This window comes from Chryseobacterium hagamense (genome assembly GCF_007991455.1).
Lineage (GTDB): Bacteria > Bacteroidota > Bacteroidia > Flavobacteriales > Weeksellaceae > Chryseobacterium > Chryseobacterium hagamense.
Genome location: NZ_BJYJ01000020.1, coordinates 53,763 through 73,271, shown reverse-complemented (window position 1 = coordinate 73,271; position 19,509 = coordinate 53,763). Strand labels below are relative to the sequence as shown.

Sequence of the window (19,509 nt, the reverse complement as noted above, 5' to 3'; positions counted from 1 at the left end):
ATTGCTTTCGGAGGAAAGGCAAAAAGGAAATGGATATAAAAAAATCGCTGGTACTGCTTTTTTCGTCTTACGGTTGTTTTCTTTTCGGACAGGAAACAGCAATCGATACCGTTTATGTTTTCGATAACCAGATGAGCAAGGTGAAACTTTTCCATAAAGTGAACACCCTCCGTCCGGAAGACATGCAAAAAAATTCAACCAATCTTTCCGAACTCTTACGTTTCCAATCCCAGGTTTACATTAAAGAAAACGGGCGGGGCGCCGTGTCGTCGCCTTCTTTCCGGGGGATGACCGCTCAGCAGACCGCTTTTGTCTGGAACGGCATCAACATCAATTCCCAGTTTCTGGGACAGGCGGATGTGAATAACATTCCGGCTCTGGGATACGACCGGCTTGAGGTAAAGTCCGGCAGTGTCGGGGTGGTCTACGGAAGCGGAGCCATCGGGGGAACGGTACACCTCAACAACAGCCTTGCATTCAATAAAGGCCTGCAGGCATCCTTGTTTTCTGAGGCCGCCTCTTTCGGCACCTACAATAATCTGGTAAAAGCATCCTTTTCCGACAGGAAATTCAGCTTTAAACTTTCCGGAAATTACTCGGTAAGCGAAAATGATTATGCGGTGGAAGAATCGAGGAATTACATCAACCGGAACGGGGAATACGCCAATACGAACCTTAATTTTGCAGCCGCCTATAAAATTACGCCGCACCATCAGGTATCGTGGATTTCCGAATTTTTCAACGGAACCCAGCACTTTCCCGTATTTTTCGACAGCCAGACCAAAACCAAATACGAAACCCAGAATGTGAGGAGCCTCCTGGTCTGGGACTGGAATACCTCTAAGTTAAATAACGTCTTCCGCGCCGCTTATACGGAAGAAAACTTCCAGTATTTCGACAACATCAGCCATCCCAAAAGCAGCGGCGGAACGGGGAAAAATTATATCCTGAAAAATGATTTCAACTATTTCCTGAATCCGAAATGGAACCTCAATATCATCGGGGAATTCCAGGTGAATAAAGGGGAAGGCTATATGAGCGGTATTAAAAATGTCAGCCGCGATGTAGGTTCCCTGGCCGGATTGCTGCGGTATTTTGCTACCGGAGACCTACGCTTTGAAGCAGGGATCAAAAAGGATTTTGTTGAAGGATACCGTACCCCAATCCTTCTTTCCTTTTCAGGAAACTGGAATGTGGCGACATGGTATAACCTTAACCTGAATGCAGCGAAAAACTTCAGGTACCCTTCTTACAATGACCTGTACTGGCAGCCCGGTGGCAATATCGGTCTTAAACCTGAAGCGGCTTATCAGTTTGACATGAAAAACCAGTTTACGATTGCCGGCGTAAAACTGATGCTGACGCCTTACTACATCCGGACTAAAGATATGATCACCTGGCTGCCGAGCAGTATGGGCTATTATTCACCGGTCAATACTTCTAAGGTACGGTCCTACGGCCTTGAATCCCAGCTTGAATATGAAAAAAAATACGGCCGGCATCTGCTCCGGGCGAATCTTGGCTATTCCTATACAAAATCCGTCAATCTCGAAACGGATAAACAGATGCGGTACGTTCCGCTCCATAAGTTTTTCGGCAACATCGATTACCGGTATTCTTTCCTGAAAGTCTATGTCCAGGGCACGTTCAACGGGCTGACGTATACCGACAGCGAAGAAAAAAGAAGCGAAGCCATTCAGCCCTACTTTGTAATGAATACCGGAATTTCGGGAACTTTCCTGAAAAACTATACGATCGGCGGTAAGGTAAATAATATTTTCAATGAAATCTACGAGACCATGGCTTATTATCCGCTGCCTAAAAGAAATTACAGCGTCTATTTGAATATTAATTTTTAAATAAAAATAAATGAAAATCAGAAAAATTTTATCTCTTGCGTTTGCTTCGGCCCTGCTGTTCAACATTGCCTGTAGCGATGACGAATTTGTGATGGAAACACCGAAGACAGATTATACCAACGGTATTATCATAGCCAATGAAGGAGGGTTTACTACACCGACTTCTGAGGTTTCTTATTTAACCAACGATCTTACGCTTTTACAGAACGGGATCTACGGAGCCAACAACAACAAAGAAATTTTAGGAAATGTTCTTCAGACCATCGGTTTCAAAGGGGACAACGCTTACCTGGTAATGAATACCCCTAATAAAATTGAAATTGTCAATAGACAGACATTCAAAAAGCAGGCGACCGTTACGGCAAATCTTGATAACCCGAGATACCTTGCCTTTTCCGGAAACCAATACTATGTAACCAACAACAATTTCGGATCGGTAAAGAAAATCAACGTGTACAATTCAGGCGACAATACGTTTGTAAAAAGCATCAATTTCGACCGTTATGCAGAAAAAGTGGTAGAAGCCGGAGGAAATATCGTGGTACAGACCGATGGAGCTTACTATGATTCCACCCCTCCTTACGCCAGCCATCCGACCGGGAACACCGTTACGATTATCAACCCTTCCAGCAACTCGGTTTCCACTACCGTAAGCCTGCCGAACACCGGAGCGATCATCAAGGATCTTGTGTCTTACAACGGATCCGCCTATGTGCTTACTTCCAACAGCTCTGCGTCTTATATCTATAAGATCAATACCGCTACGGGAGCTTATCAGACGACTACACTGACTACCATTCCTCAGGCGGATAAACTGAAAATCGATTCCGATAAATTCTATTTCGTCGCTAGCAGCAAAGTATATTCAATGAATATCACGGCGGCCACGGCACCGACGTCTGCACTTGTTACGCTAACGGGAGTAACCAGCCTTTACGGATTCAACGTAATCGACGGAAGACTTTATATTGCGGATGCCAAAGATTTTACAGCAGACAGCAAAGTATCGGTTTACAATGCCAACAACGGTTCATTGTTAACCTCTTTCAATACGGGAATCGCCACCAACGGTTTCTATAAAAATTAATATTCCGGTCTTCTCGGAATAAATCCACTTAATTTTTTTCATCATTTGTGTTTTTTTCCTGCCGGTTCCTTGGAACCGGCAGGATTTTTCTTTTATCTTCTAGCCTTGAAATAAGCATTAAAAAATTCGCAGCCGCTGATCATATCTTCGTATCGGCGGGGAAACTTACTTTTCAGATCCTGATAATATCGATTGGCCTGCAGCCGGCGGTTTTCGTAATTTTCGGATGGAGAAGCATAGTTTGGATCAAAGCCGGTTGTAAAATCATAATGATAATTTTCACACCTTCCCTGCATTCTCAAGCACAAAGCTTTAAACTGATCTGTTCTGGCATTTTCCAACGCTTTTCCATAGTAGTATTTGGCAAGCCCGGCCGTATTGAATTCCAGGTTATCTTCACGGATGGAAAAATTTTCCAGAGAACTCAGGAAATACCTCTTCATCATCCAGGCATTGCCATACTGAGACATGTTATAGTAGCAGTTGGCGACCAGGAAATAATAATAGTCCCGGTCTTTTTCTTCCGGATTGTTGGCTTTGTTAAGGTATTCGATCAGCTTCCGGGTCACTGAAATTTTATTGACTTTAAAATGTTCTTTTTCTGGAATAAAATCGGGCGTATATTTTAAATGATAAAAAGGATTTTTGTCAAACGTTTTTTGTGATGAAGAATAAGAATCTTTTCCCCCTTTTTCCCAATGCGAATATTCTGCATCAAAATAATCTTCACCCAGTTTACTGAATACCTTCAGTGCCGAAGCCAGATTATTCTGCCTGATGTACTTGGTTCCCAAAAGGTCGTACAGACTATTAATTTCCGACGGTTTCACAGTATAAAAATTTCTGTAAAACAGATCCGTACTTTTGCTTAGTCCTTTAAGTGTCCTGATAAAACTTTTCAGTTGCCCTGGTGAATAAATGGCATCGAGATAATCAAAATAATTATAATAATAAGTTCCGAAAGTCTTATTGTTGTTTTTCAAAGATTTAAAGTACACTTGACTGTAGTCTTCTTTTGACCGGATCAGCGAAGCATATAAAAGGGCAGCATCATCGCTGTTGCCGAGGTATTCCAGCTCTCTGCCCAAGGCAAAAATAAACTGTTTGTAATCTTTGTTTTTAATAATAATGCTTTTTGCAACCTCCGGAATTTCCGCCTTCCCATAAGTCTGCCCCGCAAAAAGATCCAGGGTCTTTATGATTTCCACATTGTTCCGCATCGGATCCTGAACCGGTAGACTTCTTTCCAGTTCACTGATCTGACGTAGGCTCTCAGTATAATTTTTGGTCATGAATAAAAGTTCAGCCCTCGCATATTTCCAGAAATCCGGATTTTTTACTTTTGATAAATCTACGGAATCAATAAACCGTAAAACCTTGGCTGCATAGTGCCGGTCGGTTTCAGACCGTTCTAAAACCTGAAGGACGTTTCTGTTTTCAGAATAATTATTTGCCCAGTAATCCTCCAATGAAGACGAGAAAAGAGAATAGTACGGTGTGAAGATCCAGTTTTCAAGTTTCCCTAACTCGCGGTACAACAAGAAACTCAATCCGTCAGATTCCGGATATTCAGCATAAATCCGTCTCATATTGTCCAGATTCTTATCGGGATTGTAAAGTCCGTAAAGCAAAAAGACCTCTGCTTTTTCTTTCCGGTTATGAGTTGCTTTCAAAACATTACCGACAGGAATTTTTGATGAAAAATTTTGCCATGATACAAAACGCTTTTCGGGACTGGCAGCGAAAACTTTTGCAAAATACAGATTTTGAAGAACCGGGTCTTTTTCGGAAATTGCTTTAAAATACAAGGCCCAGACATCAATAACATCATTTGTACCTGAGATCGTGAAATACCGGTCGTACAATGTATCAATGGTTTTCAGATTGTGATTATAGAAGGCCAGACGTAGCGCCAGAAAAGCATATCTTTTTTTAAAATAAGGGTTGCTTTTCCTTGTAGCAAGAACAATTGCTTTATTGAGCAGGCTATTTCTTTTAGTGATCGATGTTTTCTCATTTCTTTCCCATGGATCATCCTGCCAGGTATTGAAATACTCACAATTTTTGGCAAATTTCAGATAAGTAATAGCCTCAACATCCTTTTTTGAATATAAATAATGAAGAAACGGATTCGGAGAATCTTCCCGGATATCGGAAAAAGTGTAGCTTTCCAGAACGGTTGAAACATCCTCGATCGCGATCTTATTATTACAATACTCTTTCCATAATTTTTCATTGTCCCGATTAGAATTTATCGTTTCGGGACTTTGTTCAAAGCTTAATGAAGAATAGTAAAACGATGCATATGCCTGAAAAGGAAAATGATCCGGATTCAGAAACTGGAAACGGATGTCTTCTCCGTAAGGATAAAAGCCACAGGCAGAAAAAAAACTATTGAGTAAAATTGCTGTAAAAATGATTAATTTCCTCATCGGTGTAATTTTCAAGTTGATTTTCGTCCAGATGAAACAGCGTTACGGTAATTTCCTTATCCAGTTTCACATTTTTTTTGATCAGGGCAATCGCCTGATAGATCTTATCTGCTGTGATTTCTTCATACTTTACTTTATCTCCTACCCTAAGATAGGTTTTATAATCAATCACCGTATCTTTCCGGACCTCATACCAGAGAGGCTTTATTTTCTTGAGATAGGGCTTAATGGTATTGACATCATACAGGATTCCTGTAAATTTATTATTCTGGTACACCTGCATCCAGGAATAGACCGGCAGGGCAACATCCAGGTGCAGCGGATATTTTTTGCCCGGAACCAGATAGCTCTGCAATTCTTTGAGATCGAGTATTGAATTTTTCGACGGATCAGTAAGCGGATTAATCAGATTGTAGCACATTAAAGTTACTTTATCGACCGGCGGGACACCCATTTTATCCGGATACTTAAAAGGATATAATCTTAAGGTTACTGAAATTTCTTTTTGGGAAACGGGTTTTAACTTTTTCAGAAAATAAAAGTAATTTTTTCTTGTGGAAGCTGTCCAGTCACAATCAATCTGTATTTCAGAAACTTTTAAAGAATCCAGTTTTTCATTGGTGTATTTATTAATGAGAAAATTCACATTATCCGCCAACTGATCGAGTTCGTTTTCACTGCTCTTCTGAAAAACGATATTCCTGATATAAACGGTTGGAATCACCTCATAAGGAGTCGAAATATTTTCATCACAATAAGAATTCAGGGAAAAAGCAGTTTTGGAAACCGGATAATTTCCCATTGCATCACTGTAATCGACCTCAAAAAATTTTACGTATAGTTTTTTTATATGTTGATCGGTCAGAATATTTTTTTCATGATTATAGCCTGACGGAGAACTATCTGTTTTCCAGTAATAAAAGGCATTATGTACCTGTTCCACCTTATTTTCACAGGATGAAGCAATAAAAAGAAACAGCAGGAACGGACTTATTTTTTTCATCAATGAAATTTTAACATCAAATAAATTCAATCGTATATTTCCGCAAATGTAATAACAAAATTTACGTTCGTTCATCATTTTATAAAAATACATTGAACTTTTTGTGGTTGACTATTTTTCATAAAAAAAGCAACAGATAAAAATCCGTTGCTCCAAAATTTATTAAAAATCATCTTTTAAACCAATGCCAGTCCCAGCTTTTCCGCTTCGGCAATAACGAATCTTTTTGCTTCTTCACTATCATTTCCGATTTCGCCTTCCAGAATCGCTTCTTTTACTTTTTCTTTGAGGATCCCGATTTCACGGCCGGGCTTCAGGTTGAACATCGCCATGATTTCTTCTCCGGAAATCGGCGGCTGGAAATTCCGCACCTGGTCCTTCTCTTCTACCTCTTTGATCTTCACGGCCACATACTCGAAATTCTTCTTGAACTTTTCCTGTTTCCGCGAATTTTTTGTCGTGATATCGGCTTTGCAAAGGGTAAACAGGTCTTCCAGGTCTTCTCCTGCATCAAAAAGCAGCCTCCTCAGTGCCGAATCCGAAGCATCATCGGTAACCAGGGCAATTGGACGGGAAGAAAGCTTAACCATTTTCTGCACGTATTTCATATCCGGGCCCAACGGTAGTTTTAGCCGCTGAAACAGCGTCCTGACCATTTTTGAACCCAGGAACTCATGTCCGTGAAAAGTCCAGCCCGTTCCTTCCATGAATTTCTTCGTCGGCGCTTTTCCGATGTCGTGCAATAAGGCCGACCACCGCAGCCAAAGGTTGTCCGTATTTTCAGAAATGTTATCCACCACTTCGAGGGTATGGTAAAAATTGTCTTTATGCGTCTGTCCTTCCACCTCTTCCACTCCTTTCAGGTCAATCAGTTCGGGAATGATAAGCTTCATCAGTCCGGTCTCTTCCATTAATCTCAATCCGATCGATGGTTTTTCCGAAAGCATGATCTTATTGAATTCCACCATGATCCTTTCCCTCGAAACAATTTTAATCCGTTCCGCTTCCCGGCTGATCGCTTTCAGAGACTTTTCTTCAATCTGAAACTGCAGGGTCGATGCAAAACGTACCGCCCGCATCATCCGCAACGGATCATCGGAATAGGTCTGTGCCGGTTCCAAAGGCGTTCTTAAAATTCTTTTTTCCAGATCATCCACACCATTGAACGGGTCAATCAGCTCGCCGAAATTCTCTTTATTCAGGGAGATGGCCATGGCATTGACGGTAAAATCCCTTCTTTTTTGGTCGTCTTCAATGGTTCCGCCTTCCACTTCCGGCTTCCGGCTGTCTTCGGTGTAGCTTTCTTTACGGGCGCCTACAAATTCCAGCTCCAGGTCTTTATACCGGATCATGGCGGTACCGTAGGTTTTGAAAACAGAAACCTTCATTTTGGGATCGATTTCCTGCCCGACATGCTGCGCCAGCTCAATACCGCTCTGTTCGGTCACAAAATCAATATCCGTGGATGCTTTTCTCTTCATCATCAGATCCCGCACATAGCCGCCGACAATATATACCGACTGGTTGTTCCGGGCCGCGACCTCGGAAATGATTTTGAAAAGTTTCAGGTTTTTATTCTGATTTAAATTAATGAACATTTTTTCAGGTTTAAATAATAGTTTACAGATCACGGATGACAATACCAAAGGCAGCCTTTATTCCGCTATCTAATGTAAAACCATTAAGAATCCGGATATTCAGGTTAAATACCAAAGCTCCGGCTTCTTAATGGTTGTATGATGCTGCAAAGATAATTAAATCTTTTATTTTTATTCGCGGAGCACTTTTATTCTGTTGTCATTCCAGATCTTGATTACCGAAGATCCTGAATATTCCGAAACTTTTTCGCGGTCTTCCTCAACGGCGTAATCCACCAAACCTATTATTTCCGGGGAAATATCCGAGAATTTCAACGGACTTTTATCCCCACTGAAATTAGCAGAAGTGGAGACTAGCGGCTTGTTAAGTTTTGTAATCAGTTTTTTGCAGAAATCATTTTTTACGAGACGGATTCCGATGCTTCCGTCGTCCGCCAGCAGTTCTTTCGGCAGGCCCCGCGGCTTTTCATAAACAATCGTTACCGGCTTTTCGCTCAGGTCGATGATTTCCCAGGCCATTTCCGGAACATCCACCAGGTCCTGCAGCCTCTTCTCCGATTCCACGAGGATGATCATGGATTTATTTTTTTCCCGTTTCTTGATCTCAAAAATTTTGTTGACGGCTTCTATATTGGTGGCGTCGCATCCGATTCCCCAGATCGTATCGGTAGGGTACAGAATCGTGCCGCCGGATTTTAATAGGTTGACAATGTTCTCCATAACTCAGTAATCCCGGACATCAGGCCGGTTTTCAAAGATAAAAATTCTGTAAGCTTTTGCCAAATGAATTGTTTTAAAAACAGAGAATGAAAATAGAAGCTTCCGGTTGTAATTGTATCTATTATCGATAGGAACGGGCTTTAGCCCGTTTAACAAAGAGCATCATTCCACCGGCTTTAGCCAAAATTTATTCAAAGTTGTATTTCTCCTTAAATTTCAGATATTCTTCTGTAAAAGTTTGTTTTGTATGGTGAACTTCCTGATTCCTGATGTAATTCCGTACCGGCTCTAGCATGGATTCGGAAACGGAAACAGCCAAATATTCATCCTGCCAGGCAAATTTCTCCCAAATCAATTGATTTTTATTTATCCAGAAAGAAGATTCCCCCTTGATCAACTGAACAATTTTTTCTATATTCTGGTTTGAACCTAAAGAAATCAAGCAATGGCAATGATCTGAAAAACCATTGACCATATCTACATAAATTCCTTTTTCCGCAGCATTTTCTTTAATGTGTTTCCAAACTTTCACCCTTAATTCGGCAGTATTTAAAAAAGGAATTCTGTTTTTCGTTGAAAAAACGAGATGGATATAAATTTTAATAAAGGGCATTTGTGCTTTTTTACCAAAAATAGAAATTATTTTTAAATTTGGCTAAAGCCAAATGTACGGCTTTACAGGGAAAACGGGCTAAAGCCCGTTCCTATTGATATTTATATTATTTTTAATTCTCAGATATATTGAAGAAAATTTTAAAAACAAAATTGAGGTCATCCATAAAAAATAACCAGTTTCTAGACTGTAAATATTAGCTTCTCTTCCACTTTTTGAGACCAATACTGTTTTCCAAAACATAAAAGATCCCGAAATTGATTATGCAATGATGCCTATAATAATTGAAGCAACAAACTTCTTGAAAAATAAACAGGTTATCACAAGAAAAAACCAAATATTTGCTGACCAAATAAAGCATTCCAAAATTCCACCACCCAGAAACTTATACAACCAACTAATAAAAGTTCAAAAGAACTATAATTTCTAATTTCTTTAGTCTGTATAACTTTAAAAGCATTACAGAAAAGGGAAAGTATATAAATCAATAAACTGATTATAATGAGCTTATTTTTTATTAATTTCATAATAACTCCGGCAGATACCGTTCCTCAATAATATTCAGATGATGCAGGTTATGTCCTACAATCAGCTTGCCGATGGTTTCTGCAACGATCTGATTTCCATTGGCAGTTCCGATATTATTTAAAACCGAAGGATTCAATGTTGCAAGCAGTATCTGAGAAGATTTCCTTACCAACCGATATTCTTCCAGCAGGGAACTCAGGCTTCTTTTGTTCGCATAAGAATTTCTGGCATAATTTTCTTCGTCGAAACCGGGCAGTTCATTTTTATCGCCCCGGGCGATGGCCAGGATCCGGTACTGAAAGACCCTTTCGGTATCGGAAAGATGCAGAAGCAGTTCTTTCAAGGTCCACTTTCCTTCCGCATACGCAAAATGCGATTGCTCTTCTGAAAGCTTTGAATAAACATCTGCGGTTTTATCACCGGATTTTTTTAATTCTTCCGGCCAGTTTTCGGAAGGAATTAAATCCAAATAGCGCTGTATGTATTTTTGAAAATCAGTCATCATTTATCTATTAAATAATATAGCAATGTATCAATATAACAGTTTAACAATATTAATAGACCGTTACATCGTTACATTGTTACATTGTTACATTAATCACGCAAATGCCTTTTGCAGATCGGCGATGAGGTCTTCCGCATCTTCGATTCCTACGCTTAAACGCACCAGGTCATCGGTGATTCCAAGTTCTGCGCGTTTCTCTGCAGGAATGGACGCGTGGGTCATCAGAGCCGGATGATTGGCTAAAGATTCTACGCCACCTAAAGATTCAGCCAGCGTAAATACCCTTACTTTTTCCAGGAACTTAATCGCATCCTCTTTTTTACCGGACTTGAAGGTAAAGGAAACCATTCCCCCGAAATCTCTCATCTGGGCTTTTGCCAGTTCGTACTGCGGGTGGGATTCCAGTCCCGGATAGATTACCTGGTCTACAGCCGGATGGGACTCAAGATATCTGGCAACGGCCATCCCGTTTTCAGAATGTCTCTGAACCCTCAAGGCCAGCGTCTTAATTCCTCTCAGAACCAGATAGGAATCATGAGGCCCTAAAATCCCGCCGCTCGCAAACTGGATAAAGTGGAGTTTTTCACCCAGTTCAGCATCCTTCGCCACCAAAGCTCCGGCGATTACGTCGGAATGGCCGCCTAAATATTTCGTTGCAGAGTGCATCACGATGTCCGCTCCCAGATCAATCGGTCTCTGAAGGTAAGGTGTCGCAAACGTATTGTCTACGGCTACCAGGATATCCTTTCCTTTTGCAATTTCCACCACTGCTTTAATATCTACCAGCTTCATCAGCGGGTTGGTCGGGGTTTCCACCCAGATCAGTTTCGTCTGACCGGTAATCACATCCGCGATTTTCGAAACATCATCAAAATTCACGAAGGTAAACTTCAGTTGGTATTTTTCAAAAAGTCTCGTAAACATCCGGTACGTTCCGCCGTATAAATCGTCTACTGCTACCACCTCGTCACCGGGATTCAGTAATTTCAGGACACAGTCGATGGCTGCAAGGCCTGATCCGAACGCCAGTCCTCTGGCTCCGTTTTCAATGCTCGCCAGGGAATCTTCCAAAGCCTGTCTGGTCGGGTTCGCTGCTCTGGAATACTCGTATCCGGAATGGACGCCCGGGCTTTTCTGTGCAAAAGTTGAGGTTAAAAAAACAGGAACGTTCACCGAACCTGTCGCCGATTCGTGGTGCTGGCCACCGTGTATTACTTTTGTATTGAAATTCATAATAATTTGCTTTTAGCTTATTGCTTCTGGCATTTAGCTATATACCTTATGCCAAAAAATTTATTATTATTCTGCAGGCATTTCTGAAGGTTAGTTGCCTGTCGCCAAATGCCTGCAGCTTTTACATTTTTATCGCAGATTTTACCGCAAACTCTTCTGCTATTTCTTCCAGCCACTGGGCTACATCTTCTTCACCTGTTGCTCTCTGATAGGTATTTCCTAAAGAAACCAGGATCTGGTGGATAAACATCTTCATTTGGTCCACCGGCATTTCCTTCGTCCAGAGATCTATTCTCAATGCTTCCATCGTTTTTTCGTCCCAGACGGAAATCATGGTGGCCTTGGTATCTTCCTTTTCTATTCCGCCGTCCTGTGCGTTCCAGGTAATGTTTTCCGGGATGTGGTTTTCGTCCAGTTCTACATCTATCGTAATCTGAGTTTTTCTCATAACTTCTATTTGTTTCTAATTTGGTGCAAAGTTAATATTTCTTCAGCTTATCCAAAACTTCTACAAAGTTATCTTCATCCGGAAACGGCGTATTCAGGTTGAATATTTTTCCTTCCGGATCAATGATGATAAATCTCGGAATCGACTGGATTTTGTAGTCAGCCATGAATTTTTCTGCATCTGGCAGCCAGAACTGGGGAATACCGGACGGTTTAGTCTTCAGATAATTCTTCCATTTCGATTGGTTCTGATCGGTGCTTATCGAAATAAACTGAAGATTCTGATAATATCTATACTGATTATTTCTTGCTTCGAAAACAGGACGGATTTGTTTACAAGGCGCACACCAGGTTGCCCAGAGATCGATGACCACGTATTTTCCGCGGAATTTCGAAAGATTTACGGCTTTCCCCTGATCATTCAGGAAACGGAGATCCGGAAAGGAGGCCCCTTTCTGAGAAATGTTAATCTGCTCCAGTTTAGAATACAGCCTATTGCGGTAATCGGTATTCTTAACGTTATTGATTTCCGAAGCAAACAGCCTGTTTCTGGATAAACTGTCAGTCTGAAGTTCCAGTGTCCTGGCCAGATGCCTCGCCAGCAGCTGGTCTTTTTGCAGCCCCCTGGGAAGTTTATTGATTTTTACAAAAAGGATGCTGTCTGCATTTACCGACTGGTCTTTATCGGTGAGCAGTCGATCCAGCCTGAACTGCAGGTAATTTTCATTTTTGCTTAAAAGTTGAGACGGCTTTTGGATATTGGCATTCAGCTCATCTACAAAATCCTTCGGCGGTGCAAACTTCGGATCGGTCCAGGAAGTCATTTTCCTGTAATTGCTGATCTCATTGAGGTACTGGATGGCCATCAGCTGTTTTCTGTAGTCTTTATATTCTTCGGAAAGCGCGTTGTTCGCGGGATCGGCAAAGGCATTCAGAATCCGCTTGTTCTTTTTCCAGTCGTCTTGAGCGAGTTCATAGAATTTTGCCGGATCACCGGTATATGCCTGATCTTCCAGCGCATAAGTAAAATCCCTGCCGAAGGAACTTCTTTTTTCGCGGTAGTTCTGATCGGCCTTGCGGTTTGATTTGATATAGGTTACCATATCGGTATCGTTGAATTTAATATCAAGATCGAACCAGTCGCCGCTTCCCATGATCAGCACCAGTTTTTTATTTCCGATCTCTACAAGATATTCATCCGTGGGAAGCCGTTTTTCGGTAGTCCAGCTGAATGTATGGTTAACCACAGGTGCAGCTCCGATTTTTTTGTGAAAATCCGATGTAAAGATTTTTACGGAATCCACCGTCAGGTCAGTATCTAAAGTTCCTTTAAGAATTACTCCTTCCGCACCGCTCTGATAAGGTTTGGGCTGCTGGATAAAATACAGCAGTCCTGTACCGGCTGCAAATAACGCAAAGGAAATAACGGCTTGTTTTTTAGTTTTTCCGAAAGCATTTTTAAAACCTTTCCTGCGGTACCAGAAATAGCCGATCACCAGGAATATCACCATCCAGAAAACACTCATGTATTCGGAATGTGAAATAAAAGTATTCAGGTCTTTGATCTCAGGTGCATTCCAGAACGTATACAAAGAGCCGTAAGGATTGAAAAAGAACGACTGTTTCTGAATAAGCGCCGCAATATTGGAAGCAATCCCGAGGGAGCCGATCAGAAAGGACCATACAAATCCCTGAAATGCTACTGAAACACAAAGCTGGATGGCGGCGATCCCTAAAATGGTGATACAGATCCTGAGGCAGGTCCTGATAGCCCAGATCATGTCAAAATCCAACAGCTTAACTTCATTCGGATGGATAAGATAATCTGCCGCCGCCATGACGATACTGAAAATAAAATAAGAGGCAATACACATCAACCCCAGCACGACGATAACGATGTATTTTGAAAGGTAAAGCTGCCAGCGGCTTACCGGCTGCGTTTCCATCAGCTGCCATCCGTTGTTCTTATGATCCGTCTGCGCAATCCTGTTGGCGACAATAATCAGCAGCAGCGGCAATATGAAAAAGACAAAATATTTTAACTGATCCCCTCCGATCGACTCTTCAAAAACGGAAAACTTCAGTGTTCCTTCCGGAACGGTTTCCTGTACAAAAAATGAAGGCACATAAACGAGCAGAGGAAGCAGGCCTCCCAAAACAACGGCCATATATACGAGCCCTAATCCTTTAATCTTCAGCCATTCCGTACCGACTGTCTTTAGTAGTTTTTTCATTGTTTTTAGTTTTTAGTGATTTCCATGAACCATTCTTCCAGCCCGGCACTGTTCTTAATTTCGAAAATCCCGGCGTCTTTCATCACCAGCTTTTTTATGAGGGCGGTAATGGCTTCTTTCGATTCCGCCGTAATTTCAATGGCGGTTTCATCCAGCAATTTCGGGGAGTAATTTTCCGGGATTTCAGTGATGAATACCGGAGCATCATTCAATCCGATCCGGATGCGGTTATAGCGGTAACGTTCGTTCAGGTCTTTCATGCTTCCTGCAAAACGGATTTCGCCGTTGGAAATGATCGCCAGATGGGTAATCATTTTTTCGATTTCCTGCAGCAGGTGGCTCGAGATAAAAACGGTGACGCCTTCTTCTTTATTCAGTTTAATAAGCAGCTCGCGTATTTCCAGCATACCATTCGGGTCAAGGCCATTGACCGGTTCATCCAGGATCAGCAGTTCGGGCTTTCCCAGTAACGTAATCGCAATTGCCAGCCGCTGTTTCATTCCCAATGAATACCGTTTCATTTTCATGTTCCTGCTTTCCCAAAGCCCGACCAGATGCAGGACCCTTTCACACTCGGACACCGGAAGGTCTCTCAGCCCGGAGATTATCAGAAGGTTGTCCCAGCCCGAAAGATGGTCATAAAAAGCGGCCGTATCGATCAGGCTCCCGATTCTATGAAAGCCATCAGGATAAAGGACGTCCAGTTTTTCGTTGAAGATGCGGATGGCATTACGTTCATCGGGAATGCTTCCGATCAGCATTTTCATGGTAGTGGATTTTCCGGCTCCGTTGGCTCCCAGGAATCCGAAAATACTTCCCTTCGGTACCGCAAGACTGATATTTTTCAAAACCGGCTTGTCTTTGGAAAATTCAAAACTGAGGTTCTGAATATCAATACTATTTTCCATAGGTTATTATTTAATACCACAAATATATAATATAAATAGTAATATGCAATACAAAGTAGTAAAATTAACATGAAACTTCATAAAAAAAAACCTTCTGGCATCGCTGAAGGTTTATATACTTTATATTACGTAAACTAGAATAGATTGGAACTGACTTTAATTATTATAAGGCCAATTAGTGAATTAAGATTGAACAGAGTTACTCATTAACAGAATTACAAACGATTTCTTTTGGTATGTAATATCTTTAATGTTAGCCAAAGGAGATTCAGGCATCCAGACTCCCTCTTACAGCCCTGTTAACTTTCTATTTAGATGTATGTTAATATAATATTATTTCAATTTCGGCTTATATCCGGACTGGTTGAAAATAATTGTCCCGTCCATTTTCAGGAAATCCTGAAGTTTGGTATCCGGCTTTTCTTTCAGATAGGCTTTACAGATCTGCCATCCCGTGAAAATTCCGATCTGCGGGGAGGATTCGTTATCGATTTCCGTGTAGAACTTTGAAAATGGCCCCGGCGCGATGAACCGGTCTTCCAGGCGGTGATCATCCCCGAAAATCAAATTGTTTTCCACGAAATAATTCCAGATGTTGGCTTCGTTGGCTTCGGCCCATTCGTACTGTTTCTGGGTGTAATTCATTTTCAGATATTCCGGATAAGTCGGCAGGAAGGCATCTTTAAGAATCATGATTTTACCGTTCAGGATCATCATGTCAATAAATTTCTGGTGGTCCGGTGATTCTTTTACAAAACCTTCGGCGAAGATCTGCGCTACTTTCGGGACGATGTTATTCGGATTCATAGACTTCTGGAAATACATTTCCAGCCCTTTGTAATTGGGGTTTCCATCGCCCATAAAGCCTGTAATATCGATGAACAGAAGGTTTTCTTTGGCATTGTAGAAGATCGGGTCCTGCACCATCTGCAGAGCGGAAGAAAATAAAAAGACCTTCGGGCTTTTAAAGGAAGGGAAATGGTATTTGATATGCGAGAACATATCCTCCAGATCCGTCTGCAGTTTTTTCTGGTCTATTTTGGCAATGGCTTCCCGGTAGATCTTAATCTCGCCTGCATCCGTCCGCCTTTTGGAAAAATCAGCATCACTGACCGTTCCCTGGAACCACGGGTATTTTGCTTTAAACTGCTCCGAGGAAACGCCCGGATTGTAAAGTTCTTTGGAAATATCGGTAATCTCTACTTTTTCGGCAGGAGCGGTAATTTCTACGTTCCACTGGTTCCGGCATTCTTTCTTACAGGAGTTCAATCCTAAAACGGATCCTGCGGAAAGGGCAATAATTCTGAAAATCTTCATATTTTTACATGAAATTAAAGTGTACAAAAATAAGGATTTAAACACAACCTGATGATTAAAAACAAAATTATTCTGTTACTGCTCTTTATTTTTGCATTCCCTTTTTCCAGGGCACAGCAGCTTTCTTTTAAGGATAAAAATTTTGAGAAAGCCGTTCTTGAAAATTACGACCTTAACAAAGACGGAAAAATAAGCCAGCCTGAAGCGGAATCGGTTGAAAATTTATTTCTGATGAACAAAGGCATTACTTCTGCGGAAGAGGTTTCTTATTTTAAAAATGCACGGATGATTATTCTCGATCAGAATAACATTTCCCGGATATCAATGAGAAATATGGATAAAGTTGAGCTGATTTCCTGTGCCGGCAGCAAAGTTTCCGTCTTTACGGCAGAAAACCTGAAAAGCCTGACTTCATTATACCTGGATGGCAATATGATTGAAAATATTTCCCTGAATTCTACCCCGGAAATTAATCAGTTAACCGTATCTTTAAATAAAATTAAAACAATTGATGTGAGTTCGCTAAGACGTCTTAAAAAACTGAATCTTGAACATAACCTGATCCAGAAACTTGATATTTCCGCAAACCCCGTCCTTCAGACCCTAAACCTCATGGACAATCCTATCATGGAAAAAGACGTTAAAAAAGGACCGGCAAATGTCGTTATCTTCGGATTGGATGTACCTTAAGCACATCTACTCGGAAACGGAACGATGTATTTTCAGAAAACAGGGAATTATTGGACCGGCCGGAATCTGCGTTTGGTACGAACTTAGCCGTGAAAACTATCGTTAAACCCCGTCAAAATTTTTAATTTTGAATTTCATAAATAATAACAGACTAAAAATATAAACAATGCAGACCCAAAAGATTATCGATCATATTGTAAACTGGCTGAAAGATTATGCAGTAAAAGCAAAAGTAAACGGATATGTCATCGGTGTTTCCGGTGGGGTGGATTCCGGTGTGGTGTCCACCCTCTGTGCCATGACAGGCCTTGAAGTTTTATTGCTGGAAATGCCGATCCGCCAGAAGGAAGACCAGGTAAACCGTGCCCAGGAACATATCGCTGATTTAAAGAAAAAATTCCCGAATGTTAAGGCACATACGGTAAATCTGACTCCTGTGTTCGAAAGCTTTGAGCAGTCCGTTCATGAATATGCCGAAGGAAACCCTAATAAAAACCTGTCTTTGGCCAACACCAGATCGCGTTTCAGAATGCTGAACTTATACTATTTCGGCCAGCTTCACGGACTTTTAGTATGCGGAACGGGAAATAAAGTGGAAGATTTCGGGATCGGATTCTATACCAAATACGGAGACGGCGGCGTGGATGTTTCCCCGATTGCCGATCTTTATAAAACAGAGGTGTATGAACTGGCCAAAGGACTTGATCTCATCGAAAGCATCCGGAATGCCATCCCTACCGACGGGCTTTGGGATGCGGAAAGAACGGATGAAGACCAGATCGGTGCTTCTTATCCTGAACTTGAAAAAATCCAGAAAGAATACGGAACGAAGGCTGTTGAAGATTACGAAGGGCGGGATAAGGAAGTCTTCCTGATTTTCGACCGGATGCATAAAGCGGCAAAACACAAAATGGTTCCCATCCCGATCTGCGATGTGCCGGAAGAATGGAGAGCCTGAATAATGTAACGATGGATCAATGTAACAGTGTAACAATGGATCATTGCAACAACGGATGAATATATTGATGGAGTAAGGTTAAAATTTATTCATTAACCCTTTGGCAAACTGTTACATTGGTAAATTGCTATATTGTTATATTGTTATATCGGTAATTAATTAAAGTATGAACGGTAAAATAAGATCGCTGTTTTTCATTTGCCTCGGGCTTCTCTTCGGAATGTCTGTGATGTAGATCTACAACAATTTTATTGCGGATAAACAAGAGATGCCTCATGTAAAACCAGTTGTGGAATACGGCAGTTCCGGTGGAAGCAGTAGCAGCTACCCTGCCGGTCAGGAATCTGTTGATCAGCTCACGGAAGATAAAAGGGTTGTTCTGTACGTAAAGCAGAATCGCCGTTTACCCGATTATTATCTAACGAAAAACGAAGCCCGGAAACAAGGCTGGAACCCTGCGAAAGGAGATCTTTGCGAAATACTACCGGGGAAAGCCATCGGCGGAGACCGGTTCGGCAACCGGGAAAAAATCCTGCCCGACGGTAAAGAATACTTTGAAGCGGATGTTAATTATCATTGCGGAGGAAGACAGGCCGACCGGATCGTCTTTACAAAAGACGGTGAAGTTTACCTCAGCAAAAACCATTATAAAAGTTTTGAAAAGCAGTAATTTTGCCATTGCCCGGTAAAACGTGTTTCATCAGTAATGTACAGGAAGAAATCCTGCTGATAAAGAAACCGGCTTCTATAAAAAAAACAGACCGGTTTTAAAGGAAAAAACCGGAAATTCAATTTAATATGAGTACAATATATATCGATTTTACAGACATAGGAGATGAGGAAGACTTCTATGCCCAATTAAAAGAAAAGCTTCCGCTTCCGGAATACTTCGGCGACAATCTGGATGCGCTTTCGGATGTTATTAGAGGCGGAGTGGAAATGCCGCTCCATCTTGAATTCGTGAATATGACCGTTGATCAGCTGGAAATATTTGAAGATCTTCTCAGCACCCTTGAAGATGCGGAAGACGAAACGGAAGATTTCACTTTCACTTATTTCCTTGAGCAATATGAGGATGATGAAGACGGAGCTGAAGAAGATTAAATTACAACTTTTATACAGGCTGTCTTAGAATTTCAGACAGCCTTTTTTCTATTAAATCCGTAGTTTTCCGGACCAGCCGTATCCCTTCCTAAAATGCGACAGCCATCCTGTTTGATGATTTTAGCAGAACTCTTAAAAACTTTATTTCTCCTGAATTTTCCATAATTTAAGCAAAAAGCTTAAAAACTCTTTATATAGGGCATTTTTGGGGCATCTATGTGGTATCTTTCCGTTTTCCGGCAATGGGTTATTTTATTAATTTTAGCTTCTACA

Annotated in this window: 17 protein-coding genes; 6 read left to right on the top strand and 11 right to left on the bottom strand. The window is 41.3% G+C overall.

What is annotated here, in order from left to right:
• The first annotated feature begins 29 nt into the window (after positions 1–29).
• Positions 30–1,859 (top strand): TonB-dependent receptor plug domain-containing protein, encoded by a 1,830-nt coding sequence (locus tag CHA01nite_RS15245; RefSeq protein ID WP_146942886.1) that lies wholly within the window; start codon positions 30–32, stop codon positions 1,857–1,859.
• Positions 1,860–1,869: 10 nt separating this feature from the next.
• Entirely contained in the window at positions 1,870–2,946 is a 1,077-nt protein-coding gene (locus CHA01nite_RS15240; protein ID WP_146942884.1) for a YncE family protein, read from the top strand.
• 92 nt (positions 2,947–3,038) lie between these two features.
• On the opposite strand, the gene CHA01nite_RS15235 is transcribed toward CHA01nite_RS15240, so the two are convergent.
• The 11 genes from CHA01nite_RS15235 to gldB all read right to left on the bottom strand — a co-directional run bounded on the left by CHA01nite_RS15235 (position 3,039) and on the right by gldB (position 16,484).
• Positions 3,039–5,378, bottom strand: coding sequence for a hypothetical protein (locus CHA01nite_RS15235; RefSeq protein ID WP_146942882.1), 2,340 nt, complete (start codon positions 5,376–5,378; stop codon positions 3,039–3,041).
• Positions 5,338–6,381, bottom strand: coding sequence for a hypothetical protein (locus CHA01nite_RS15230; RefSeq protein WP_146942880.1), 1,044 nt, complete (start codon positions 6,379–6,381; stop codon positions 5,338–5,340). Before CHA01nite_RS15230 ends, CHA01nite_RS15235 begins: the two co-directional genes overlap by 41 nt.
• Positions 6,382–6,557: 176 nt before the next feature.
• The gene (locus CHA01nite_RS15225) at positions 6,558–7,979 is read right to left on the bottom strand and encodes a CCA tRNA nucleotidyltransferase (RefSeq protein ID WP_146942878.1); all 1,422 of its coding nucleotides are present in this window, start codon (positions 7,977–7,979) and stop codon (positions 6,558–6,560) included.
• Between the two features lie 171 nt (positions 7,980–8,150).
• A complete protein-coding gene (locus CHA01nite_RS15220; protein WP_146942875.1) occupies positions 8,151–8,699 on the bottom strand; it encodes an L-threonylcarbamoyladenylate synthase in 549 nt (182 codons plus the stop codon).
• A 187-nt stretch (positions 8,700–8,886) separates the two neighbouring features.
• On the bottom strand, positions 8,887–9,312 hold the full coding sequence (gene tnpA, locus CHA01nite_RS15215) for an IS200/IS605 family transposase (protein ID WP_146942873.1): 426 nt from the start codon (positions 9,310–9,312) through the stop codon (positions 8,887–8,889).
• 523 nt (positions 9,313–9,835) lie between these two features.
• Entirely contained in the window at positions 9,836–10,309 is a 474-nt protein-coding gene (locus tag CHA01nite_RS15210; RefSeq protein ID WP_228458428.1) for a DinB family protein, read from the bottom strand.
• Positions 10,310–10,438: 129 nt separating this feature from the next.
• Positions 10,439–11,578 (bottom strand): cystathionine gamma-synthase, encoded by a 1,140-nt coding sequence (locus CHA01nite_RS15205; protein WP_146942869.1) that lies wholly within the window; start codon positions 11,576–11,578, stop codon positions 10,439–10,441.
• Positions 11,579–11,699: 121 nt separating this feature from the next.
• A complete protein-coding gene (gldC, locus tag CHA01nite_RS15200) occupies positions 11,700–12,026 on the bottom strand; it encodes a gliding motility protein GldC (RefSeq protein WP_146942868.1) in 327 nt (108 codons plus the stop codon).
• A 31-nt stretch (positions 12,027–12,057) separates the two neighbouring features.
• Positions 12,058–14,259: a thioredoxin-like domain-containing protein gene (locus CHA01nite_RS15195; RefSeq protein ID WP_146942867.1), complete on the bottom strand. Its 2,202-nt coding sequence runs from the start codon at positions 14,257–14,259 to the stop codon at positions 12,058–12,060.
• Positions 14,260–14,264: 5 nt separating this feature from the next.
• On the bottom strand, positions 14,265–15,167 hold the full coding sequence (locus CHA01nite_RS15190; protein ID WP_146942865.1) for an ABC transporter ATP-binding protein: 903 nt from the start codon (positions 15,165–15,167) through the stop codon (positions 14,265–14,267).
• Positions 15,168–15,500: 333 nt separating this feature from the next.
• Positions 15,501–16,484, bottom strand: a complete 984-nt coding sequence (gene gldB, locus CHA01nite_RS15185) for a gliding motility lipoprotein GldB (protein ID WP_146942863.1) — start codon at positions 16,482–16,484, stop codon at positions 15,501–15,503.
• A gap of 51 nt (positions 16,485–16,535) precedes the next feature.
• On the opposite strand from gldB, the gene CHA01nite_RS15180 reads away from it, so the two are divergent.
• The 4 genes from CHA01nite_RS15180 to CHA01nite_RS15165 all read left to right on the top strand — a co-directional run bounded on the left by CHA01nite_RS15180 (position 16,536) and on the right by CHA01nite_RS15165 (position 19,236).
• A complete protein-coding gene (locus tag CHA01nite_RS15180; protein ID WP_146942861.1) occupies positions 16,536–17,174 on the top strand; it encodes a leucine-rich repeat domain-containing protein in 639 nt (212 codons plus the stop codon).
• 166 nt (positions 17,175–17,340) lie between these two features.
• Positions 17,341–18,132 carry an NAD(+) synthase gene (gene nadE / locus CHA01nite_RS15175; RefSeq protein WP_146942859.1) on the top strand — a complete coding sequence of 264 codons (792 nt, stop codon included), beginning with the start codon at positions 17,341–17,343 and terminating at the stop codon, positions 18,130–18,132.
• A gap of 268 nt (positions 18,133–18,400) precedes the next feature.
• Entirely contained in the window at positions 18,401–18,802 is a 402-nt protein-coding gene (locus CHA01nite_RS15170) for a ribonuclease domain-containing protein (RefSeq protein WP_146942857.1), read from the top strand.
• 128 nt (positions 18,803–18,930) lie between these two features.
• On the top strand, positions 18,931–19,236 hold the full coding sequence (locus CHA01nite_RS15165) for a barstar family protein (protein WP_146942855.1): 306 nt from the start codon (positions 18,931–18,933) through the stop codon (positions 19,234–19,236).
• Positions 19,237–19,509: the final 273 nt, after the last annotated feature.